Origin of the sequence: Halopenitus malekzadehii, assembly GCF_900108505.1 — an archaeon.
GTDB lineage: Archaea > Halobacteriota > Halobacteria > Halobacteriales > Haloferacaceae > Halopenitus > Halopenitus malekzadehii.
Genome location: NZ_FNWU01000001.1, coordinates 970,784 through 989,547, shown reverse-complemented (window position 1 = coordinate 989,547; position 18,764 = coordinate 970,784). Strand labels below are relative to the sequence as shown.

At 64.8% G+C, this 18,764-nt stretch carries 14 protein-coding genes; 9 read left to right on the top strand and 5 right to left on the bottom strand.

Translation table 11 applies throughout. From position 1 onward, the window contains the following. Positions 1–87: 87 nt before the first annotated feature. Positions 88–492, bottom strand: a complete 405-nt coding sequence (locus BLW38_RS04870) for an arginase family protein (RefSeq protein WP_143040796.1) — start codon at positions 490–492, stop codon at positions 88–90. A gap of 247 nt (positions 493–739) precedes the next feature. Beyond that, positions 740–1,729, bottom strand: a complete 990-nt coding sequence (locus tag BLW38_RS04865; protein ID WP_092815043.1) for an ornithine cyclodeaminase family protein — start codon at positions 1,727–1,729, stop codon at positions 740–742. 240 nt (positions 1,730–1,969) lie between these two features. Here BLW38_RS04865 and BLW38_RS04860 point away from each other — a divergent pair, with 240 nt between their 5' ends. Further along, positions 1,970–3,295, top strand: a complete 1,326-nt coding sequence (locus BLW38_RS04860) for an aminotransferase family protein (protein ID WP_092815040.1) — start codon at positions 1,970–1,972, stop codon at positions 3,293–3,295. A 42-nt stretch (positions 3,296–3,337) separates the two neighbouring features. Here BLW38_RS04860 and BLW38_RS04855 read toward each other — a convergent pair whose 3' ends face one another. Then, on the bottom strand, positions 3,338–3,970 hold the full coding sequence (locus BLW38_RS04855; protein WP_092815037.1) for a type 1 glutamine amidotransferase: 633 nt from the start codon (positions 3,968–3,970) through the stop codon (positions 3,338–3,340). A gap of 159 nt (positions 3,971–4,129) precedes the next feature. Here BLW38_RS04855 and BLW38_RS04850 point away from each other — a divergent pair, with 159 nt between their 5' ends. Both BLW38_RS04850 and BLW38_RS04845 read left to right on the top strand, forming a co-directional pair. After that, complete coding sequence (locus tag BLW38_RS04850; protein ID WP_092815034.1) at positions 4,130–5,449, top strand: glutamine synthetase family protein; 1,320 nt, start codon at positions 4,130–4,132, stop codon at positions 5,447–5,449. A gap of 68 nt (positions 5,450–5,517) precedes the next feature. Further along, positions 5,518–7,854 (top strand): aminotransferase class III-fold pyridoxal phosphate-dependent enzyme, encoded by a 2,337-nt coding sequence (locus BLW38_RS04845; protein ID WP_092815031.1) that lies wholly within the window; start codon positions 5,518–5,520, stop codon positions 7,852–7,854. A gap of 143 nt (positions 7,855–7,997) precedes the next feature. On the opposite strand, the gene BLW38_RS04840 is transcribed toward BLW38_RS04845, so the two are convergent. Beyond that, on the bottom strand, positions 7,998–8,843 hold the full coding sequence (locus BLW38_RS04840; RefSeq protein ID WP_092815028.1) for an ABC transporter permease: 846 nt from the start codon (positions 8,841–8,843) through the stop codon (positions 7,998–8,000). A 2-nt stretch (positions 8,844–8,845) separates the two neighbouring features. Next, complete coding sequence (locus BLW38_RS04835) at positions 8,846–9,742, bottom strand: ABC transporter permease (protein ID WP_092815025.1); 897 nt, start codon at positions 9,740–9,742, stop codon at positions 8,846–8,848. A 278-nt stretch (positions 9,743–10,020) separates the two neighbouring features. Here BLW38_RS04835 and BLW38_RS04830 point away from each other — a divergent pair, with 278 nt between their 5' ends. From BLW38_RS04830 to BLW38_RS04805, 6 genes are all read left to right on the top strand, one after another. Continuing rightward, entirely contained in the window at positions 10,021–11,178 is a 1,158-nt protein-coding gene (locus tag BLW38_RS04830) for an ABC transporter substrate-binding protein (RefSeq protein WP_092815022.1), read from the top strand. Between the two features lie 51 nt (positions 11,179–11,229). After that, positions 11,230–12,414 carry an ABC transporter ATP-binding protein gene (locus BLW38_RS04825; RefSeq protein WP_245710047.1) on the top strand — a complete coding sequence of 395 codons (1,185 nt, stop codon included), beginning with the start codon at positions 11,230–11,232 and terminating at the stop codon, positions 12,412–12,414. Positions 12,415–12,905: 491 nt separating this feature from the next. Beyond that, a complete protein-coding gene (locus BLW38_RS04820; protein WP_092815019.1) occupies positions 12,906–14,564 on the top strand; it encodes an aldehyde ferredoxin oxidoreductase family protein in 1,659 nt (552 codons plus the stop codon). Positions 14,565–15,215: 651 nt separating this feature from the next. Then, positions 15,216–16,631, top strand: a complete 1,416-nt coding sequence (locus tag BLW38_RS04815; RefSeq protein ID WP_092815016.1) for a phosphohexomutase domain-containing protein — start codon at positions 15,216–15,218, stop codon at positions 16,629–16,631. A 98-nt stretch (positions 16,632–16,729) separates the two neighbouring features. Then, a complete protein-coding gene (locus BLW38_RS04810; RefSeq protein ID WP_092815013.1) occupies positions 16,730–17,761 on the top strand; it encodes an ABC transporter ATP-binding protein in 1,032 nt (343 codons plus the stop codon). A gap of 6 nt (positions 17,762–17,767) precedes the next feature. Next, the gene (locus BLW38_RS04805) at positions 17,768–18,730 is read left to right on the top strand and encodes an ROK family protein (protein ID WP_092815010.1); all 963 of its coding nucleotides are present in this window, start codon (positions 17,768–17,770) and stop codon (positions 18,728–18,730) included. The last annotated feature ends 34 nt before the right edge of the window (positions 18,731–18,764 follow it).

Sequence of the window (18,764 nt, the reverse complement as noted above, 5' to 3'; positions counted from 1 at the left end):
TGTCCGTCGTGACACCATGTGACTGTTTGATCACTCTGGAACGTTATTACACGCTTAGCGTTGTAAGTTTGTTTCCCCTGCCAGGAATTATGAATAAAAGTTCAAAATACCACGATACTCGGAACAATATCCTGATTTATTACTCACTCTTGGATGGGAATTCAGCTCATTCGAGCGTCGACCAGTACTCCGCGTGGTGGTCGCGGCATCCGCGACGGTATCGGCGTCGACGTTCGCGTCGATCCCGGCGAGCGGATCGACCGCCCCCGGATCCTGGCCGGCGCTGACGAGTTGCAGATCGGGTTCTACCCACTCGATCCGGTCGGAGATCTCCATCCGGAGGATCCGGTTGATGGTGCGGACCCACTCGGGGTCGATCCGGATGGTGCTCGCGGTAGGCGAGCCGCCCGGTCCACTCGGCCCCGTTCTCGCCGGCGGGATCGTCGTGTACCAGAAGCTGCCGTGCCGGAACACGGTCGCCGTGCGTGTCATATCGGCCGCACGGGTGGTGGTCATCTCACTCTTTCGGCCGGTGGGCCGTCTCGCGTCGGTGACCGCCTTGATCACGACATACTGTCGGACAAACGTACGTGACCGACGACGATACCCAACCCGTCCGTCGACGAGGACGGAGAATTGCGAGGAATCAGACGATAGCCCGGGCGAGAGCGGCTCGAGCACACTCCAACTCGGTGACTACTGGCGGGCGAAACTCCTCGCGGAGTTTCGTCCGACTGTATCAGGACGTATCGATCAGGTCGAAGGTCGTCCCAGCGTCCGCGTCGTTGGCCGCTTCGTAGGTGACGCGCGCGGCGGCGACGTCCTGGATCGCCAGGCCGGTGGAGTCGAACACGGTGATCCCGTCGTCGTCGGTTCGGCCGGGCTTGGCCCCGGCGACGATCTCACCGATCTCGGCGTAGATGTGGGGATCCTCGATCTCTCCCCGTCCGTAGGGGACGTTGATCTCCCCGGAGTGGGTGGTCTGCGCGTGGTCGTCGATCGTCAACTTGGCAGCCTCCAACACCGCGGTCTCGAGCTCCTGTTTGCCCGCCGCATCGGCGCCCATCGCGTTGATGTGGGTGTGTTCACCCACGTCATCGAGGCTCACGATCGGTTCGCGCACGGGCGTGACCGTGGAGAGGACGTCACAGGAGGCGGCCTCGGCGATCGAGCCCGCGCGAACGTCGAAGTCGTCCTCGAAGTGGTCGATGAACCGAGCGATCCGATCCTCATCGAGATCGCTCACGACGATCTCGGTAATCGGTCGCACCTCGGCGATCGCCTCGACCTGGGTGTACGACTGGATGCCGGCGCCGACGATCCCGAGCGTCGAGGCGTCCTCGATCGCCAGATGGTCGGTCGCAACCGCCGCCGCGGCACCGGTGCGCTGCATCGTCAGCGCCGTACCGTCCATGATCGACAGCGGCAGCGCGGTCTCGGGGTCCGAGTAGATCATCGTCCCCATCACCGTGGGCAGATCGTGTTTCTCGGGGTTGTCTGGGTGGACGTTGACCCACTTGATCCCGGCGGCGTCCCAGTCGCCGGCATCCATATACGCCGGCATCGACCGGAAGTCGCCGTTGTACCGCTCCAGTTCGATGTATGATTTTGCGGGCATCTGAACGCTGCCGCGCTCGTAGGCCGCGAAGGCCTCCTCGACGGCCGGGATGACGTCGGTCATACGGGCGTGCGTTTCGACGTCCTCGCTGGACAGCAACAGGACAGACATACCAGACTCTCTCGAGTCTAGGATAATAAAACCAATTATTCCGGAAACCTTGTCTTCCCTTTCACCGATGAACGTCTCGTTAGATCCTATCCAACTCCGCGGGACGGGCCGCCACAGCCCTGCGGCACCGATCGGTGACGGGACCGAACGACGGCCTCACGGCCGTCTTCCGCCGGTACATCGCCGTTCCGCCGGTGACGCACAACTAATATATAGTATGACCGTGAAGGATTTACTCGGATGAGCTCCGATCAAAGTGCACAACAGTTGGCTGACGATCCAGATTGGATCCCCCACTGGTACGATCCGGACGGCGACAGCGCGCCGATAACCCACGGCGAGGGTGCGCGGGTGATCGACGACCAGGGTGAGTCGTATCTCGATTTCATCGCGTCGCTCTACTGCGTCAACGCCGGCCACGACAACCAGGCGATCATCGACGCGGTCAAGACGCAACTCGACCGGATTCCGTACGTCTCCTCGGGCAAGGAGAACGACACGCGGACGAAGCTGGCCCGCCGACTCGCCGAGGTCTCGCCGGAGCCGCTCACCGACGTCGTCTTCTCGGTGTCGGGTAGCGAGGCGAACGAGCTGGCCGTCCAGTACGCCCGCGAGTACCGCGACGCCTCGAAGGTCCTGACCCGGTGGCAGTCCTATCACGGCAGCACTTACGGAACCGCGGCGCTCACCGCCGACCCCAGCACGCGGAACAACGTCAACTCCCACGCCGCGGTGACCGGATCGGGCAAGTTCCTGCCGCCCCTCCCGTCGGTCTTCGACGCCGAGGGCGAGGAGCTCGCCGAACAGGCCGCCAACCACGTCGAATACGTGATCCGCAACGAGGGCCCCGACTCCGTGGCCGCGATCCTGATGGAGCCGGTGGCGGGTTCGAGCGGTGCCTATCCCGCACCCGAGGGTTACTTCGAGCGCCTGCGGGAGATCTGTGACGAGTACGGGGTCCTGCTCATCGCCGATGAGGTGATCGCGGGATTCGGCCGCTGTGGCGAGATGTTCGCGATGCAGGACGAGGGCGTCGATCCGGACATGATCTCCTTCGCGAAGGGCGTGACGAGCGCGTACGTTCCCCTTGCGGGCGTCCTGATGCGCAAGGAGATCGCCGACGACATCCGCGAGGACGGCACCGATGTCGGACAGACCTTCGCGGGCCACCCGCTGGGCTGTGCCGCCGGACTCGCGGCGATCGACGAGTACGAGGACCACCTCATCGAGAACGGCCGGGAGATGGGTGCGCTGTTGGAGGAGGGCCTTCACGATCTCGCGGACTCGTACGACGAGATTTCCCACGTTCACGGGAAGGGGCTCCTGTGGGGTATCGTGGTGGAGAACCCCGAGACGGGCGAGCCGTTCGCGAACTCCTGGGTCGACGACGACGTCGACAACCCCGTCAGCGAGGTCCTTGGCGAGGCCAAGGATCGCGGCGTCCTCGTGGGGCTCGGCCGGCCCGACTACCAGATCACCCTCTCGCCGCCGCTATGCATCGATGAGGACGACGTCGAGGAGGCCCTCGACGCGCTCGACGAATCGTTCGCCGCCGTCTTCGAGTGAGGTAGCCGTCGGCCGTTCCCGTGCTATCGGCTTTTTCGCGCGCTATCGGTCCCGACAGTACGCGGCGAAGTTCTCCAACACCGCCGTCGCGTTACACTCGCCGAAGGAGTGATCGCCGTCGGACCAGTCGCTCGGCCGGTCGCGGACGCGCTCGGTGAACTCGGGATGGAACTGCACGGTCCAGATCGGCGCGTCGACGTGGCGGGTGCAGAAGTGGTTGTTGTAGTCGGTCTCGGCGATCGGCTCCATTCCCTCGCCGGGTTCGACGACGAGGTCCGAGTGAAGCACCGGAACGACCGGGTTCACGCCCGCCAGGATCGGGTCGTCCGCGTCGAGCGTGGTCATCTCGACGAACGTCGCCCGGCGGCGATCCTCGATCACCTCGCCGCCGAAGGCGTCGTTGATCAGTTGGTGGCCGAAACAGACGCCTAAAAGCGGGATCGATTCTTCCCGACACGTCTCAACGAGCGAGCGCTGGTCGTCGAACCAGTCATAGCCGTCCTCGTAGACGCTCGCGGTGGAGCCGCTCACGATCACGCCGTCGAACCGCGAGAGCGGAGGCGTCTCCGGGTCCTCCGCGTAGACGTGATACTCGCTATCGGGCGTGAACGCGGCGATCTCCGTGCCGAGGTATCGGTACTCAGGCTGTACTTCGTCGTCGAGGACGAGGATCATCGATCGTCCCTCGTATCCCAAGAAGGATAAATTATTGTACCTTGACTGTAACCCACATCCAGACGGTGGCACATAACCAATGAGACTAGATACCACACAGCGATCGACCAGCTGGGGATCAGCCCGCTGGGGATCGGCCCGCAGGGAGGCGATGCTCGAATGAGCCAGGCGGCAGACCGGATGGTCGAGACGATCGAGGATCCCGCGATCGACCACGTGTTCATCGAGTTCGCCGACGTCAACGGGATCTCCCGGTCGAAACAGCTCACCGCGGACGCGTTCCTCGAGAAGTGGGCGGACGGGTTCGCGATGAACCTCGTGCTGTTGGCCCAGACGCCGCGCAACCACGTCCCCGAGGGATCCGGGCTTGGCGCGGAGATCGGTCACGCCGACGGAACCGTGCATCCGATTCCGGAGACGACGATGCGGCTCCCCTGGCGCGAGAACGCCGTGCGAGTCCTGTGTCGGTTCTTCCACGAGGACGAGCGGTTGGCGTGTTCGCCGCGGGCGGTGCTCGAATCGGTGCTGTCGGCCAACGACTTCGGATTCGACTTCTACGCCGGCAGCGAGCTGGAGTTCTACCTCCTGGAGGAGACCCCCGACGGCGAGTTCACCCCGGCCACCGACGACAACCACGAGTGCGTCTCCTGGGCGACCGAGGAGGTCGCGGGATTCTACGACCGGATCGTCGACTGGGCCGGCGACTACGGCATCGATCTCACCGCACTCCACCACGAGCACGGGCCCGGACAACTGGAAGTGCTGTTCGATTACGGCCGCCCGCTCGAACAGGCGGACACGACGTTCGACTTCAAGCGGCTCGTCAAGCAGGCCGGCCGCAGCTTTGACCAGTGGCCGACGTTTATGGCGAAGCCGTTCGACGACCGGTCGGGTAGCGGCTACCACCTCCACGTGAGCGCGTTCGACGACGAGAAGAACGTCTTCGAGACGGCCGACGCGGGTGACGCGGACGGAACCCTCTCCGAGCGAGGCCGGCACTTCGTCGGCGGCCTGATGGACCACGCCGACGCGCTGGCCGCGCTGGGGACGCCAAGCATCAACGGCTTCAAACGGTTCGAGCCGAACTCGTTCGCGCCCTACACCGCCTCGTGGGGGTACGACAACCGGATGACCGCGGTCCGCGTGCCGCCGGGGGTCGTCCGGACGGAGACGCGGATCGCCAGTGCCGACGCCAATCCCTACCTCGTCATCGCCGGGACGATCGCCGCCGGTCTCGACGGGCTCCGGCGCGAGCTGGAGCCGCCCACCCCGACGACCGGCGACCCGACCGACGATCGGCCGGTGCTCCCGCGCTCGCCGGAGGTCGCGTTGCGGGCGCTGGAAACCGACGACGCGATGGTCGATCTCCTCGGCGAGGACGTCGTGCGCGTATACGCGGCCTCCAAGCGGCGCGAGCTGGAGGCGTTCCGGAACCACGTCACCGACTGGGAACGCGACCAGTACGTGAAGACGGTCTAGGGGTCCCTCTGGTGGGACGGGGAAACACTCAGTATGGTTCCTTTCGTTGGAGCGCGTAGAGAAGACCTATGACGGATGCAGCCACCTTGATAGAGCCATTTGTCGTACAACCCCCGACCATAGATGAACGGCGGGCGGCGCGGATCGCCGAGCGGGAGTTCGGCACCCAGGGGACGGCCACCGAACTCGGCGGGGAACGGGACCAGAACTTTCGGATCGACGTCGACGACGGCGAGGCGTACGTCCTGAAGGTCTCCAGCCCGGCTGATGACGAGGCATCGCTCGATCTGCAGACGGAGGCGCTGCGTCATATCCAACGGACCGATCCCGACCTCCCGGTGATGGAGCCGGTGCCGACGACCGATGGATCGCTATGGACGACCATCGAGGATGACGAGACGTATCACGTGCGGCTGTTCACCCACGTTCCGGGACGCCCCGTTCCGGGCCAGGACCTCGACGCGGAGGCGCTCTTCAAATACGGGGCGGTCGTGGCACGGCTCGGGAAAGCATTGCGCGGCTTCTTCCATCCCGACGCCGACTACGATATCCTGTGGGATCTGCGGCACGTCCCCGAACTTCGGTCGCTGCTCGACAGCGTGACCAACGCCGAGCGACGCGAGCTCGCGGAACGGATCCTCGATCGGTACGAGGACCGGGTCGAGCCCGAGTTCGATTCGTTCCGTGCGCAGGTGATCCACAACGACCTCACGCTGGATAACGTCCTCCTGAACGGTGCCGATCGCGTCGGCGGCATCGTCGATTTCGGCGATCTCACCCACACCGCGCTCGTGAGTGACCTGGTGATGGCGGTGGCGAGCGTGATGTACCGTCGCGAGGACCCGATCGAGGCGGCCCAGGACGTGATCCGAGGGTACGTCAGCGTCACACCCCTCGAGGACGAGGAGGCGGAATTGCTGGCGGATCTCGTCGCGGCACGACACCTCACCTGGGGCGTCACCGTCGCGTGGCGGCTCGCGGAGCATCCCGAAAAGACGGACGCCCACAGCGTGGACGGCGTCGATGACGGGTGGGACCTCCTGCGATCGCTCGATGAACGGGGGCTGGACGCCGTCGGTCGCCGCCTCCAAGCCGCCGCGAAATCCGGAGCCGTCCCGTATTCTCGGACGGACACGTCTGAATTACTGTCTCGACGACGGGACGTGCTCGGATCGTCGCCGCTCTCGTATGACGACCCCGTTCATTTCGTCGACGGCGATGGAGTGTGGCTGTTCGACCCGGACGGTCGCCAGTATCTCGATGCGTACAACAACGTCCCCGTCGTGGGGCACGCGAACCCAGCGGTCGCGGACGCCATCGCGGGACAGGCCCGTACGTTGGCCACCAACACGCGGTACCTTCACGAAGCGCCGGTGGAGCTGGCCGACCGGATCCTGGCGACGATGCCCGAGGAGCTGGATCGCGTCCTGTTCGTCAACTCCGGCAGCGAAGCGACCGACACCGCGTGGCGACTGGCCAGGGCTGCCACCGGCAACGGCGGCGCGATCGTCTCGAGGAACGCGTATCACGGGATCACGGAGGCGACGACCGCACAGTCCCCGACGATCTGGCCCGAGGGGATGGATCCGGACCACGTCGAGACCGTCGCTCCCCCGATCGACGATGCTCATCACGGGGACCGAGCAGGGACGGATCCGGTCCAGAAGATGACCGAGTCGCTGGCAACCCTCGAGAAACGGGGGACGGAAACCGCGGCGTGGATGTTCGATCCGCTGTTCACGAGCGATGGGATCCATCCGCCCGACGAGAAACGATTGACGTCGATGGCCGATCGCGTTCGCGAGGCGGGAGGACTCGTCATCGCGGACGAGGTACAGTCCGGGTTCGGCCGACCGGGAGAGGCCCTCTGGGGCTTCCGGAACGCGGACGTCGTTCCCGACGTCGTCACGCTCGGCAAGCCGATGGGCAACGGACACCCGGTCGCTGCCGTCGTGACGCGGTCGGACGTCGCGTCGGCCCTGTACGACCGAACCGGCTTTTTCAGCACCTTCGGCGGGAACCCCGTCTCCTGTGTGGCCGCGTTGGCGGTGTTTGACGAGATCGATGACCGGGACCTGTTGGACCACGTCGTCGACGTCGGCGCCTGCCTGGGAGACGGACTGCGGGAACTCGGCGCCGACCACGAACTCGTCGGCGAGGTTCGGCAGAGCGGACTGATGATCGGCGTCGAGCTCGTTCGCGATCGCGAGACGTGGGAGCCGGCACCCGACGAGACGACTGCGGTGGTCAACGGACTCCGTGAGCGCCGGGTACTCATTGGGTCAACCGGCGCGGACGGAAACGTCCTGAAGATCCGACCGCCGCTGGTGTTCGAACGGAAACACGCGGACCGACTCCTTGCGGCGCTGGACGACGTCCTCTCGGAGCTCCCACGTCACGGCTGAAAGCGATCGGTTCGGGCGATCCATTCAAGCGATCGGTTCGACCGCGCCAACCGGCGTGTACGTGTGAGCAGACCGTCAGGCGCCGTGTGGGAAAAACGTCGACCACGTCGCGGAAGCGAACGGCGTTCGAAACGGGAGCGACCCTACCGCTGTCGAAGCAGTTCACTGACGACGATGAGCGAGATGCTGAACAGCAGCACCATCGCGCTGATCGCGTTGATGACCGGGTCAGTCCCGTGTTGGACCTTCGACCAGATGTAGATCGGGAGCGTGTTCTCCACGCCGCTGGTGAAGAAGGCGATCAGGAAGTCGTCGAACGAGAGCGTGAACGCGAACAGCGCGCCGCTGATGATCCCGGGCATCAGGATCGGCAGGGTCACCCGGCGGTAGGTCTGCCACTTGCTGGCACCCAGATCGCGGGCGGCCTCCTCGAGCTCGGGGTCGAACCCGCGCAGGCGCGCACTCACGGTGATGAGCACGAACGGGGTCACGAAGACGAGCTGTCCGAGCATCACGGTGCGCAGCGACGTGTTGAACCCGATCATGTTGAACCAGAGCAGCAACGCGATCCCGAGAATGAGTCCGGGAATCGTCATCGGTGCGATGACGAGCGCGCGGAACAGTCCCTTCCGGCGGAAGCTGCCGCGAACCAAGGCGATCGCCCCGAGCGTGCCGAGGATCGTCGCGCCAGTGGTGACGAACGCGCCCACGTAGAGGCTGTTGAGCGTGGATTGGATGAGTCGGTCGTCGTTGACCATCTGGACGTACCACTGCATCGTGAACCCGTCCCAGGGGAACCCGGAGAAGGTTCCCTGCTCGAAGGAGAAGAGGATCAGGACGGCGATCGGCGCGTACAGGAACCCGAAGACGAGGATCGCCCAGACCGGCATCCAGTATCCACTGACGGCGTTCAACACCGTATTCATCGGCGACTGGCCTGCGGACTCCTCGGCGGCGGTCCCGTCGGAGGGTGTGGCGTCGACGCTCATCGTCAGAACATCTCCTCCATATTGGTGTAGCCCATCAGACTCCACAGCACGCCGCCGACGATCAACATCAGGACGCTGCCGAGGGCAGCCCCGAGCGGCCAGTCGCTACCGATGCCGAAGGCGTACGCGATCCGGGTTCCGACGAACAGTTCGCCGCCGCCGATCATCGCGGGCACGATGTACGCGCCCATACTGAAGATGAACACGAAGATGATCCCCCCGACCAGCCCGGGGATCGAAAGCGGGAGAACGATCCGCTTGAACACCTCACGTCGGCTCGCTCCCAGATCGTAGGCGGCCTCGATCAGCGATTCGTCGAGCTTCTCGAGGCTCGTGTACAGCGGGAGAATCATGAAGGGCAACCAGAGATAGGTCAAGCCGAGCCAGATCGAGAACTTGGTGTTCAGGAGCCAGCCGATCGGCTCGTTGATGATCCCAAGAGAGACCAACAGCCCGTTGAGCACGCCCTGCGTGCCGAGAATGATCTGCCAGCCGTACACGCGGACGATGTAATTCGTCCAGAAGGGGATCATCACGAGCACGAGCAGGATGTTCTTGTATTTCCCGCCGAACCGGGCGATGTAGTAGGCGAACGGATAGGCGACGACGACCGCCGTCGCGGTCGTCACCAGCGCGATCAGCGTCGTGTTGATGAACGCCACCCGGTTGGCCGCCCTCGTGTACACCGCGGTGTAGTTACTGAGGCCGAAATCCACCGTTAACGCGAGGCTTTCCATCCCGGTCGTGGCGATGTAGAACATGATCGCCACGGGAGCCAGAAAGAACAGCACCTCGAGAAGGAGGATGGGCCCGCCGGTCACGAGGAAGCTGTTCGACTCGCGGACGCGATCGAGTATGGTTCGAACTATGGTATCTGTTCTACTGTGAGTCTCCACCATACTCCCCTTTGATCGAACTCTATCCAATATATCTTCCGATCGCGACACCCACAGTTCGGAGACGTATCCGGTTCACGGCCGACGGCGCCACGAAAGCGGCAAGACGGGGGGAGGGGGCGGCGACGCAACGATGGGCCGCGTGGCGCGATCCCGCTTGAATCGAACTAAAATTCAAGAAAGGGCAAGGTAGTTGAACTCGGTCGTACGATACGCCCAAAATGATGGATAAATAAGAAAGATTTATATACGATAGCGAGGCATGCTACTGTAGACCCAAGATGACTTCCCCCACACCTGACTCGAGTGACACGACCGGATCCGGGCACTCCGCGGCGTCACGCCGTCGGTTCGTTCAGGCTGCCGGCGCGGTCGGAACCGCGGCGGTGGCCGGCTGTCTCGGCGGCGGCGGTACGACCGAACTGAACGTCCTCACCTGGGAGGGGTACGGCACGGACACGATCGTTGATGCGTTCGAATCGGAACACGACGCGACGGTCAACATCAGCCTCCTCTCAAGCGATCCCGAGGGGCTGAACATCCTCGAGAGCGGCGGGACGGAGGATTACGACCTGCTCACGCTTAACAACACCTGGGCGGCCCGCCACGCGGAGGCGGGGACGATCGAGCCACTGAATCCGGACGACTTCCCGGCGATGGACAACTTCCTGAGCGAGTTCCAGTGGCCGTTCAGTTCCTTCGAGTACGACGACGAGATGTACGCGCTCCCGACCCGATGGGGATGGGACACGCTGACAGTCAACACGAACCAGGTCGAGGAGGGCCATTACGACTCCTACGAGGTCCTCTGGACGGGCGGGCCGGACGGGCAGTATACCGATCGAATGGGGATCATGGACTGGCCGACCTGGAACATCCCGAAGATCGCACAGACGCTCGGATACCCGCCGTTCGAACAGACCGACGAGCAGCTGGACGACGTCTTCGACCACCTGGTGCAGATGTTCGACCAGTTCACCGCGATCTACAGCGGGACCAGCGCCATCCGTCAGGCGTTCCTCCAGGAGGACATCGTCATCTCGCCGGTCGGGAACTTCACGATGTCGGAGCTGCGCGCGGAGGGCAACGACTGGGTCAACGTCGTCCTGCCCGAGCAGGGCGGGATGCAGTGGACGGAGGGGCTGTGTCTTGTGAAGGACCCCTCGAACCGCGAGCTCGCGATCGAGTTCATGAACACCGTCATCTCCCCCGAGGGCCAGCGCAGCATCGCCTGGGAGCCCGCCGCGAAGAGCCCGCCGGTCAACACGGAGTCGTTCGACCTCTTCAGCGCCGACGAACAGGAGGCGCTTATGTTCACCGACGAAGGCTTCGACGCGGCCGAGGACATCGCCAACCGAACCACGCCCTACGAGTTCTCCCCCATGACCGACCAGTGGACGGATATGTGGGAGGAAGCGAAGGCCGAAAGCAGCATCTAAGCGCCCGCAGCAGCGGTCAACACCCGGGCGTTCATTACCCGGGAGTTCATTATGAGTACCAAAATGGATACACACGACCCCGAGGAATCGGCCGAGACGGACCACGACGAGGCGGCGGACCGGAACGGAGGAACGACCCCGTCAATGGACGGCGCCGCGGCGGCGTCGACGCGCGGTACCGTCCAACTCGACGCGCTCAGAAAGGAGTTCGACGACGTCGTCGCGGTCGACGGCGTGAACCTCGAGATCGAGGCCGGCGAGTTCCTCACGCTGTTGGGCCCGTCCGGCTGCGGGAAATCGACCACCCTGCGGATGATAAGCGGCCTCGAGACCCCCACCGACGGAACGGTATCGATCAGCGGCGAGGACGTGACGAACGTACCCGCCAACGCGCGCAACACCAGTATGGTGTTCCAGGAGTGGGCGCTGTTCCCGCACATGACCGTCGAGGAGAACATCGCCTTCGGCCTCGAAATGGACGGCGTTCCCGAGGACGAGCGCGAGGAACGCGTCACGGAGGCGCTGGAGATGGTCGAGCTGCCCGGCTATCACGAGCGCCAGGCGACCGAGCTGTCGGGCGGCCAGAAACAGCGCGTCGCGATGGCACGTGCGATCGTCCGCGAGCCGGACGTCCTCCTGCTGGACGAGCCGCTGGCGAGCCTCGATCGGAAGCTCCGCCAGCATATGCAGGTCGAGCTCAAGGATATCCAGGAGAAGTTGGGGATCACGTTCATCTACGTGACTCACGATCAGGAGGAAGCGCTGACGATGTCCGACCGGATCGCGGTGATGAACGACGGCCGGATCGAGCAGGTCGGGCCGACCGACTCGCTGTACAAGTCGCCGGAGACGGAGTTCGTCGCCACGTTCATCGGCGAAACGAACCTGTTCGAGGGGACGATCGACGACGACGGCACCGTCCTCGAGAGTGACGAGGGGCCGGACGTCGCCATCGGCGAGTATCCTGACCACGCGGGTCGATCCGTCGGGGTCTCGGTCCGACCTGAGGAGGTCGTCCTCACGCCACCCGGCGAGAGCCGCGGCTACGCCAACGAGTGGACCGGGACCGTCACCGACGCCATTTATAAGGGATCGCTGAAGGTGTACCAGGTCGACGTCGACGGCCACACCTTCCAGGTCGAACGGCAGGTCAACGAGGAAGTCGACGAGTTCGAGGCCGGCGACGACGTCACGGTGAGCTTCCCGGTCGGCGCCTGCGAAGTGATCCTCGAGTAGGATCGATCCGCGTCGGTGTGTCGGATCGATCAGTGCCGGTGTGTCGGATCGATCAGTGCCGGTGTGTCGGATCGATCAGTGCCGGTGTTTTTGAATAGCGCGTCGTCTCGTGGCGTCCGGATGCGCCGTCTCGTAGCGTCCGGATGCGCCGTCGTATTCGGCCACCTCGGCGACCAGTACCATCCGCCTGCTCAAGCCGGTGGTGAATCCCGGTATCGGCTCATTCGATGTGTTGTCTGTCGTTGATATACTCCGAAATCTCGATCCGACGGCGAGTATATACATTCACCCATCCATTGGAAGCGAAACGGATAGACAAGCAAGAGTAATATTGAGACCAAATATTCGAACTGGATTCAAACGACACCCAGGTGTATCCGGCCGTGATATCCCCAAAATAACGATAAACATCTGACACCATTGGGGACGGAGCGGCGTTCGATGACGACCGTCGATGAAGGTTTATTACCGTCCACTGCAGATCGTCACGTATGCTCCACAACCGCGGTCCGCTGTTGACGATCGACGTCGGCAGCCGGGAGACGGCACGTGAGGACATCGCCGAGATCAACGAGCAGTACATCGGGGGCCGGGGCGTCGGCACCCGACTCACCCACGAGCGTATCCCGTTCGACGCCGACCCGCTCGGGCCGGCGAACCGGCTCGTGTTCTCGACGGGGCCGATGCAGTCGTCGACGATGAGCTTCACGGGGCGGATGAGTTGTACCGGCGTCTCGCCGCTGACCGACGGCTTGCTCTCGAGCAACGCCGGCGGCTTTATGTCCCGGAACTTCGCCGACACGGGCTACAGCGCGGTCGAGATCACCGGCGCAAGCGACGAGCTGATCGCGATCCACATCCGCGATGACGGCGTCGAGTTCGAGCCGGTTCCGGAACTGGCCGGCGAGACGGTTGGCGAGACGGTGGCGTACCTGGAGGCAGAACACGACATCACCGCCGACCAGACTGCCGTCATTGGCCCGGCCGGCGAGAACCAGGTCCGGTTCGCCTCGATCATGACCTCCGAGGAGCGTGCGTTCGGCCGCGGCGGGCTCGGCGCCGTCCTGGGGTCCAAAAACGTCAAGGCGATCACCGTCGGCGGCGACTCGGCACCCGAGATCGAGATCCCGTCGACCCAGATGGAGATCCATCGGGAGGCCGCCACCGACGACAACATCATGAAGCGACAGGGGACGGTCGCGGTGATGGATCTCGCCAACGCGATGGAGGGGCTGCCCTCCTACTACTTCTCCGAGCGCGAGTTCGCGGGCGTCGAGGGGATCAACGGCTCGGCCGTCGAGGAGAAAAAGTACAAGAAGGGAACCTGCTCGGCCTGCGCGTTCGCGTGCAAGCTCCCGACGAGGGACGAGGAGCGCGGCGTCGAGACCGAGGGCCCCGAGTTCGAGGTCGCGATGGCGTTCGGTTCGAACTCCGGCGTCGACGACATCGTCGACGTGATGCAGTCCAACGAGCTGTGTGACCAGTACGGCCTCGACGCGATCTCGGCGGGCAACACCGTGGCCGCCTACCTCGCCAGCGAGGATGCGTTCGGCGACGTCGATCTGATCCACGAGACCGTCGAGAAGATCGCCCGCCGCGAGGGGATCGGGGACACGCTTGCGGAGGGGATCGACCGATGCTACGAGGAGCTCGGCGTCGAGAACTGGACGGTCAAGGGGATGGACTTCGCGGCCCACGAGGGGCGCGTCCTTCACGGACAGGGGCTTTCCTACGCCGTCTCCAACCGCGGCGCGGACCACATGTACTCGGTCTTCTACTCCGTCGAGTATCCCCTGGTTCCCGAGGAGGACGCCCTCGATCCCGAGGGCACCCTCGGGAAGGCCGACCGGCTCGTCGAGCGCGAGAACCTGATGGCGGTCAACGACGCCGGCGTCGTCTGCAAGTTCTCCCGGGACTACATGAACCCGGACCGCTACGAGGCGCTGTTCGGCGCCGACTTCGAGGACCTCCTCGCCGTCGGTGACCGCATCGTCACGCTCGAGCGCCACTTCAACAACCAGCGCGGTCTCGACCGCGAGGACGACACGCTCCCGTACGACCTGCCGGACCTCGAGGAGGCCCTCGGGGAGTACTACGACGCCCGCGGCTGGGAGGACGGCGTCGTCCCCGACGCGGCCGTTCCGGCCTGATCGCGTCGACGACGGAGAATCCAGGCGATCGAAGCATCTCCCGCCGATCCCCATCTCGCGTACGGTTTCGCCGTCGCCATCACGACACTCGGAGCGATGAGTCCGCCGAGTGTGATGAGTCCGCCGAACGAGGTGACACGGCACAAATATAGGTTATCAACAATATACATCAATCAGATAGATCTCCGGGGATTGGACGAGGCTGCCGAGCGGGACGAGAGGCCCGAGAGGCCCGAGAGGAACGAGAGAATACGAGAGAATACGAGAGACGACACGCTACAGCGCTCCCGTACATCGAATCTGCTGAATAGGGCAACGATCATCGGACTGCGATGGACGATCGACGTTCGTCGATCGAATCACCAACGCAGATGCTGTATCAACCGCATACTAAAGAGAGAGACGGCATACAGGTTCGAACACCCGTTTTGTAAGTACCGTGCAGGACGCGAACGGATCGAACGTGTATGATATCGTAGAGTATTGATAGGAAGTCACATATTCGATCGGTAGTGTCGTGGTGTCACCATCCCGTCGATGACGGGAGCGCCACGGCGTCAGGGACGCTCGTCCATCTCGGCGACCGTGCAGGAGCCCCTTGGGGCGGCAGGTTTCGGCAGCATTTATACTCCGCTGTGGAGAGGAACCGGTATGGACGACATCACCTTTGGCACGGGCGGCTGGCGAGCACGGGGCGACCGCTTCAGCGACGAGCGCGTGCGCATCGTCGGACAGGGGATCGCGACCTATCTCCGCGATACGGCGGTCGAAACCGGCGGCGCCGTCGCGGTGGGATACGACGCGCGGGCGACCTCCGAAGACGCCGCCGAAAGCCTTGCGGACGTGCTCTCGGCCAACGGGTTCGACGTCTCGGTCACCGATCGGGATCGCCCGACGCCGGTCCTCGCGTACGCGGTCGCCCGGGGCGACTACTGCGGCGGGGTGATGGTGACGGCCTCCCACAACCCGCCCGAGTACAACGGCATCAAGTTCATCCCGGGGGACGCGGTCTCCGCGATGCCGTCGGTGACGGACGCCATCGAGGCGCGGCTCGGGGCGCCGACAGCGCTCCCCGAGACGGACCACGGGACGGTCGAACGGTTCGACCCGGTGGCGCTGCACGCCGAGCACTCCCGACAGCTCGTCGGTGACTTCCTCGACGTCGACCTCTCCGACCTCACGGTCGTCTACGACGCGATCTACGGGAGCGGCCGCGGGGTGACGGACACGCTGCTCGAGGAGGCCGGTGCGACCGTGATCCGGCGCCGCTGTGAGCGGGACCCGACCTTCGGCGGTCAGGCTCCGGAGCCGAGCCCCGAGACGCTCGCGGGGCTCCCGGAGGCGGTGGCCGAACACGATGCCGACCTCGGGATCGCCAACGACGGGGACGCCGACCGGATCACGGTCTGCTCTCCGGATCGAGGGGTGTTGAGCGGGCACCTCCTGTTCGCGGTGCTCTTCGAGGCGCTGCTGACGGACGCGGACGCGACGGGACCGGCCATCCGAACGGTTTCGACCACGTTCCTGATCGATCGGATCGCGGAAGCACACGGCGTCGACGTCCACGAAGTCCCGGTCGGGTTCAAGTGGATCGCGGACGGGATGGCGACCCACGACGGCCTCTTCGGCGGCGAGGAGTCCGGCGGGTACACGATCCGCGGCCACATCGGCACCAAGGACGGCGTCCTGATCGCGCTACTTGCGGCGGCGGTGGCCGCCGTCGAACCGTTCGATGACCGGTTGGACCGACTCTTCGAGGAGCATAGGCGGATCTATGCGGACAAACGGAGCGTGGCGTGTGACGAGGCGGCGAAACCCCGGCTCGTCGAGGCGCTCGAGGCCGACGTCCCCGACCGGATCGCGGGCGATCCGGTTGCCGAAACCGTCACCGTCGACGGGTTCAAGTTCCTGCTCGATGACGGCTCGTGGGTTCTGCTCCGCCCGAGCGGAACCGAGCCGAAGATCCGGGTGTACGCCGAGACCACCGATCCGGACCGACTCGAGCCGCTCCTCGATGCCGGCAGCGACCTGGTCGCCGCCAGGCTCGGCGGGACGGGCGAGGACTGACCGAACGCGACGTCCCGCAGGATTGACCGACCGCGACGAGACCCTTTCGCCGGTCGGCTCCCGAAACATCCTTATAGGCAGTGTTAGTATCACGTTCCATGGCTGCGGCTCTCACGGTAGACGGTGTCATCAAGCGATTCGGGGACGTGGTCGCCTGCGACGACGTGTCCTTCGAGTTGGAACAGGGGGAGTTCTTCTCCCTACTCGGACCGAGCGGCAGCGGCAAGACCACGACGCTCCGGATCGTTTCGGGGTTCGAGACGCAAAGCGACGGAACCGTCCACATCGACGGCGAGGTCGTCAACGACGTGCCGCCGAACGAGCGGGACGTCAATTTGGTCTTTCAGGAGCTGGCGCTGTTCTCACACCTGACGGTCCGTGAGAACCTCGCGTACGGACTGAAACGTGACGGCGTCGACGCGGAGACGATCGACGCCCGCGTGGCCGAGTACCTCGAACTCGTCGACCTCGCGGGGTACGAGGACCGGGACGTTCGAGATATGTCCGGCGGCCAACAGCAGCGCGTCGCGCTCGCACGCGCGCTCATCAAGGAGCCGCCGATCGTCCTGCTCGATGAGCCGCTGGCGAGTCTCGACCGAAAGCTTCGCAAGGAGCTTCGAGTCGAATTAGCCCGGATCCAGTCGGAGACCGGGGTCACGTTCTTTTACGTCACCCACGATCAGGAGAGCGCGATGAGTATGTCGGATCGGCTTGCGATCATGCGCGACGGGAAGATCCAGCAGATAGGGACCCCTGAGGAGGTATACGACGAGCCGGCCAACCCCTTCGTCGCCGACTTCATCGGCGACGCGAACGCCTTCTCGGGCCGGATCGGCGTCGAGGATGGGGTCACAACCCTCACCGACGGCGACCTCTCGCTCCCGATCCCGGACGTCGATGCGGTCGGTGAGGCGACGGTCGTCGTCCGCCCGGAACACGTCCGTCTGCACGGAGCGGAGACGGACGGACTCGCAGTACGGATCACGAACAAGGAGTACCACGGTTCATCGACGCGGTATATCGCGACGGCCGGACGGGACCGACAGATCCAGATCGAATCCGACGAGACCGGCTTCGAGATCGGCGACGAGGCGTCGGTGACGATCGACGACGTGCGGATCTTCGAGTGACCGTCGATGCCACACTACGTGGGCGTCGATCTCGGCGCGAGCAACGTCCGGGCGGCCGTCGGGGACGAGACGGCGACGATCTCGGCGAGCGCACGCGAACCGACGCCGGACGGACCGACCGGAGAGGCCGTCACCGAAGCCGTTCGCGAAGTCGTCCGGGCGGCGTGTGCGGAGGCGGCCGTCGATCCGGCTGCGGTCGCGGGTGCCGGGCTCGCCTCGATGGGGCGGCTCGACGTCGACGCAGGGACGGTGACGGTCCCGTCGAACCTCGGAGACGATATCGACGGTATCCGCCTGGTCGAGCCCGTCGCGACCCTGTTGGATCTCGACCCCGAGTCGGTGACCCTTCGCGGGGACACGCAGGCGGGCGCGATCGGCGACCGGTTCCACGCGCATCCGGCAGTCGACGACCTCGTGTATCTCACCATCTCCTCGGGGATCGGCGCGGGCGTCATCGCGGACGGTGACCTCCTGCGGGGCCGGAACTCGAACGCGGGCGAGGTGGGCCATCAGACGATCGACGCGGACGGAACGATGACCTGTGGCTGCGGGCAGCCGGGTCACTGGGAGGCGTACTGTTCGGGGAACAACATTCCGCGGTTCGCGAGACGTCTCTTCGAGGAGGGGACGTCCGACACGGCGCTGCCGATCGACGACGAGTCGTTCACCGCCGCGGACGTCTTCGCGTACGCGGGCCGGGACGCGTTCGCGGACCACGTGATCGACCGCGTGACGGCGCTGAACGTGCTCGGCGTCGCGAACGTGGTGCACGCGTACGCGCCAGACGTCGTGACGCTGAGCGGCGCGGTCGTGACCAACAACCCGGACACGATCGTCGATCCGATCCGGGACCGACTCCCGCCGAAACTCGTCGTCGACACGCCCGAGGTCACCGTCAGCGACCGGGGCGACGCGGCGGTGCTCGAGGGGGCGCTCGTGCTCGCGTTGCCCGACGACGTGCGGGCGTAAGCGTGAGCCGGTCCGGAGGCATCGATCCCCGTTC